Annotated in this window: 4 protein-coding genes; 2 read left to right on the top strand and 2 right to left on the bottom strand. The window is 73.7% G+C overall.

What is annotated here, in order from left to right; genetic code table 11:
- Positions 1 to 550, bottom strand: a 550-nt coding sequence (locus PV721_RS41445; protein WP_319733795.1) for a DUF2510 domain-containing protein, incomplete at its 3' end; no start/stop codon positions are given.
- Positions 551 to 805: 255 nt separating this feature from the next.
- On the opposite strand from PV721_RS41445, the gene PV721_RS41440 reads away from it, so the two are divergent.
- Entirely contained in the window at positions 806 to 1,285 is a 480-nt protein-coding gene (locus PV721_RS41440; protein WP_319733793.1) for an SsgA family sporulation/cell division regulator, read from the top strand.
- A 74-nt stretch (positions 1,286 to 1,359) separates the two neighbouring features.
- Here the strand turns inward: PV721_RS41440 and PV721_RS41435 are convergent, their stop codons facing one another.
- Positions 1,360 to 2,742, bottom strand: a complete 1,383-nt coding sequence (locus PV721_RS41435; RefSeq protein ID WP_319733791.1) for an FAD-binding oxidoreductase — start codon at positions 2,740 to 2,742, stop codon at positions 1,360 to 1,362.
- A 124-nt stretch (positions 2,743 to 2,866) separates the two neighbouring features.
- Between PV721_RS41435 and PV721_RS41430 the strand changes: the two genes are divergently transcribed.
- Entirely contained in the window at positions 2,867 to 4,399 is a 1,533-nt protein-coding gene (locus PV721_RS41430) for a tetratricopeptide repeat protein (protein ID WP_319733789.1), read from the top strand.
- Positions 4,400 to 4,617 lie beyond the last annotated feature (218 nt).

Below are 4,617 nucleotides of genomic sequence, written 5' to 3'. Positions count from 1 at the left end.
TTGTATAAGAGCCCGGGGCAGGGGCCTGCGCGGCCGGGGAGCGCGCCGACAGGATCCCCATGGAGGCCTGCACGGGAGGCCGTGCGGGGGCCGCCGCGGCAGCCGCGGCAGCCGCCGTACGGGCCAGGGAGATGCCCGCCGGCCGGGCGGCGTCCCGGCCGGCGGGCTCGGCCTCGGGCTCGGGCTCGGGCGGGCTCCCCCACGAGACCCGGTGGTCGCGGGGCCCGCCGAAGCCGGCCTGGTGCAGGGGATCGGCCTGCCACACCGCGGGTTCGGGCTCGGTGACGGGTTCCGGCCTCCGTTCCCGTTCACGTTCCGGTTCGCGTTCCCGTTCCGGTTCGCGTTCCCGTTCCGGTTCGGGTTCCGGCAGCGCCTCGGTCACGGAGGTCTCGTCCAGGAACACCGGCCCCGTCTCCTGGGCGGGGGCGGGGCGGCTCGTGCCGGGCACCCAGGCCGCGCCGTTCCAGTACCGGATGTACCCGGGGATGGACGGATCGGGGTAGTAGCCCTCGCGGGCCGCGTGCTCGCCGTCACCAGGGGAGGCCGTCATGTCCCCAACTCCGATCGTGGCTTGAGGCTTGTGCAAGGGAGGACCATAGCCAAGAACCTCGGCCCGCCAGGTCCGGTAACGGGAGAATCCAAGCCATTGAGCGAACGTCACCCTCCCGACCCTTTTCGGTCAGCCGAAAAAATTCGGCCAATCTCCGGTCCGCTTGCGGAACCCGCGTCATACCCGGGCGCATCCGCGCTCTCTCGGGGTGTGGGGCGCCATCACGCCCCGGCACCGAACCGAAGTGAGGCCGTCATGCACCACCCCGTCGTCGAGCGCGAGCTGGAACTGAAGCTGGTCCTGTCCCCCGAGCGCAGCATCCCCGTCCCGGCCCGGCTCCTCTACCTCACGGACGACCCGTACGCCGTCCACATCACCTTCCACACCGGCTCCAGCACCCCCGTCAACTGGACCTTCGCCCGCGAGCTGCTCGTCGAAGGGGTGTTCCGCCCGTGCGGCCACGGCGACGTCCGGATCTGGCCCACCAAGGTCGACAACAAGTCCGTGCTCTGCATGGCGCTCAGCTCCCCCGACGGCGACGCCCTCCTGGAGGCCCCCGCCGGCTCGGTGTCGGCCTGGCTGGAGCGCACCCTGCGCGTGGTCCCGCCCGGCACCGAGGCCGAGCGGCTCGGCCTGGACGCGGCCCTGGCCGAGCTGCTCACCCCGACCCCCGCCGACGACCTGTGGCTGCGCGACCCGTGGCCGTCGGACGAGTCGGCGGACGGGGACCTGTGATGCCGTACTACGGCGCCGGTCCCGGCCCCGTACGGCCGGCCCCCGGCCCCGCACGGCCGGCCACGGAGCCGGAGTCAGAAGAGCTTGCCCGGGTTGAGCAGCCCCAGCGGGTCGAAGGCCTGCTTGACGGCGCGCTGCATCTCCAGCCCCACCGGGCCGAGTTCGCGGGCGAGCCACTCCTTCTTCAGGACGCCGACCCCGTGTTCGCCGGTGATGGTCCCGCCCAGCTCCAGTCCCAGCGCCATGATCGCGCCGAAGGAATCGCGGGCCCGCCGCGTCTCGTCCTCGTCGGCGGGGTCGAAGCAGACGATCGGGTGGGTGTTGCCGTCTCCGGCGTGCGCGCAGACCCCGATGAGCAGGTCGTGGGCGCGGGCGATGGCGGCCGTCCCGTCCAGCATCTCGCCGAGCCGCGAGCGGGGCACGCACACGTCGTCGATCATCGTCGCGGGCCGCAGGGCCTCCAGCGCGGGAAAGGACATCCGGCGGGCGTGCAGCAGCAGTTCCGACTCCGCCTCGTCCTCGGCGGGCACGACGGCGGTGGCTCCGGCGGCGGTGCACAGCTCCCCCACGGCCGCGAGGTCCTCCGGGGCGTGCGGGGTGTCGAAGGCGGCCAGGAGAAGGGCCTCGGTGTCCTCCGGCAGGCCCATTCTGCCGAGGGCGTTGACGGCGCGGACGGTCGTACGGTCCATCAGTTCCAGCAGCGAGGGGATCAGCCCCGCCTCCATGACGGCGCATACGGCCTCGCAGGCGGCCGCGACGGAGGGGAACTCGGCGGCCAGGGCGAGCTGCCGGGGCGGCGCGGGCCTGAGGGCGAGGACGGCCTGGACGACGACGCCGAGACTGCCCTCGGAGCCGACGAAGAGCCGGGTGAGGTCGTATCCGGCAACGCCCTTGGCGGTGCGGCGGCCCGTGCGCAGCAGCCTCCCGTCGGCCAGGACCACATCGAGGCCGAGCACGTACTCGGCGGTGACCCCGTACTTGACGCAGCACAGGCCTCCGGAGGCGGTGCCGATGTTGCCGCCGATGGTGCACTGTTCCCAGCTGGAGGGGTCGGGCGGGTAGTACAGGCCCTGCTCGCCGACGGCCCGCGAGAGCACGGCGTTCACCACGCCCGGCTCGACGACGGCGATCCGGTCGACGGCGCTGATCTCCAGGATCCGGTCCATCTTCACCAGGGACAGCACGATGCAGCCGTCGGAGGCGTTGGCGCCGCCCGACAGGCCCGTACGGGCGCCCTGCGGGACGACGGGGACCCGTAGGGCGGTGGCGGTGCGCAGGACGTGCTGGACCTGTTCGACGGTCCGGGGCAGTACGACGACGGCCGGGGTCCCGGCGGCGCAGAAGCTGGCCATGTCGGTGGCGTAGGAGGTGGTCACCTGGGGATCGGTGAGCAGGGCGTCGGCCGGGAGGCCTTCGAGGAGGTTCGCTCGCAGACGTGCGGAGAGGTCGTCATCCATGGGACCAGCCTGGCACCCCGGTGGGGCCCCTCCCAGGGGTCGTCGCGGGACCATCGGTGTGAACACGCACGCGCCCCTCTTCGGGCACCTCCGCGAACTCTTCATATTGACGCACAGTGACCCCATGGACCGTATCGACGAGGAAACGCAGACACCGGCGCCGCCCGTGACCTTCACCGGCCGCAAGACGCTCGTGGCCGCCGCGGTCGCCGTGGTCCTGATTGCCGCGGCCCTTCTGATCCGCCCCGCCCGGACCGGTGACGACGCCCGCCCGCCGGGGCCGAGTGAGCGCGCCGCGTCGGCGGTGGGCATGGGCGCGCCCGCGGCGGCGGTGGACCTGACGGCGCTGGTGGCGGACCGGGAGAAGTGGGTCGCGAAGCACGCGGACGACGACGCCTCGTGGGCGGTCCTCGGCTCCGCCTACCTCGAACAGGCCCGGCGCACCGCGGACTCGGGCTGGTTCCCGAAGGCGGAGAAGGCGCTGAAGCGCTCGCTGGAGGTCCGCCCGGCCGAGAAGGGCAACTTCGACGCGATGACGGGCATGGGCGCGCTGGCCAACGCCCGTCGGGACTTCGGGAACGCCAAGAAGTGGGGCGAGCTCGTACGGGCTCAGGCGCCGAAGCGGTGGACGGCGTACCCGGTGCTCGTGGACGCCTACACGGGGCTCGGCGACTACAAGGGCGCCCAGAAGGCGATGGAGCTGCTGCTGGAGCTGCGGCCGGGCCTGGCGGCGTACGTCAGGGCCTCGCAGGTCTACCGGGACCGCGGCTGGCGCGAGGACGCGGTGATGTCGATGGAGCAGGCGGCGGGCGCGGCGAAGGCCCCCGCGGAGAAGGCGTACGCGCTGTTCCGGCTCGGGGAGCTGTGCTGGGAGCGGGGCGACGCGGCGGAGGCGCTGCGGCACTACGAGGGCGCGCTGCGGACGGATCCGGCGCAGGCGGAGGCGCTGGGCGGCCGGGCCCGTGCGCTAGCCGCGCTGGGGCGTCCCGGGGAGGCGGTGCGGGACTACCGGCTGGCGCTGGGGCGGGCCCCGGTGCCTCAGCTGGCGCGGGAGCTGGGCGAGCTGCTGGAGTCCCTGGGCCGGGCCCAGGAGGCGCGCGTGCCGTACGACATGCTCGGTTCGATGACGGCGCGGGACGGCCGCAACGGCGTCGACGACGACGTGGTCCTCGGCCTGTACGAGGCGGACCACGGTGATCCGGCGGCGGCGGTGCGGCGCCTGTCGCAGGAGTGGTCGCGGCACAAGAGCGTGCAGGTCGCGGACGCGCTGGGGTGGGCCCTGCACCAGGCGGGCGAGGACGTGGCGGCGCTGGAGTACGCGAAGAAGGCCACGGAACAGGGTCTACGCAGCGCCGACTTCTCGTACCACCGGGCGATGATCGAGCGCGGCCTCGGGGACGTGGCGGCGGCCCGCCGCCACCTCCAGGAGGCGATGCGGACGAACCCGCACTTCTCGCCGCTGCGCGGGCCGCTGGCGCGGGAGGCGCTTGCGGCGATCGGGCAGCCGGCGCCGGGCGGCCCGGAGCACGTGCAGCCGGTCACTCCGTGGGTCGAGCCGGAACTGCCCAAGCCCCGGCCCGAGCCGACGCCGAAGGCGTCGCAGGAAGCGGAGGCGTCGCAGGAGCCGAAGCCGGCTCCTTCCGCGTCCACCCGCTGACCGGGTGACCGGCCGACCGGCCGCGGCCCTCCCCTCGCGGGGCCGCGACGCCGTCGGCCCGGACACGGGCGGGCCCCCCGGCGCAGGCCGGGGGGCCCGGAAGCCGCGGGCGGCCTAGATGTATTGATCACGAGCGTTGTTAACAGTGTCGGGTCTTGATCATGGCGAAGACCTCCGGTGTGGTGGAGGTGTCTAGGCTCCACACCACGCACGGAGGT

This window comes from Streptomyces sp. MB09-01 (assembly GCF_033794505.1).
Taxonomy (GTDB): Bacteria; Actinomycetota; Actinomycetes; order Streptomycetales; family Streptomycetaceae; genus Streptomyces.
The sequence above is the reverse complement of the archived record's forward strand: the minus strand, read 5'-3'. Positions and strand labels throughout refer to the sequence as shown.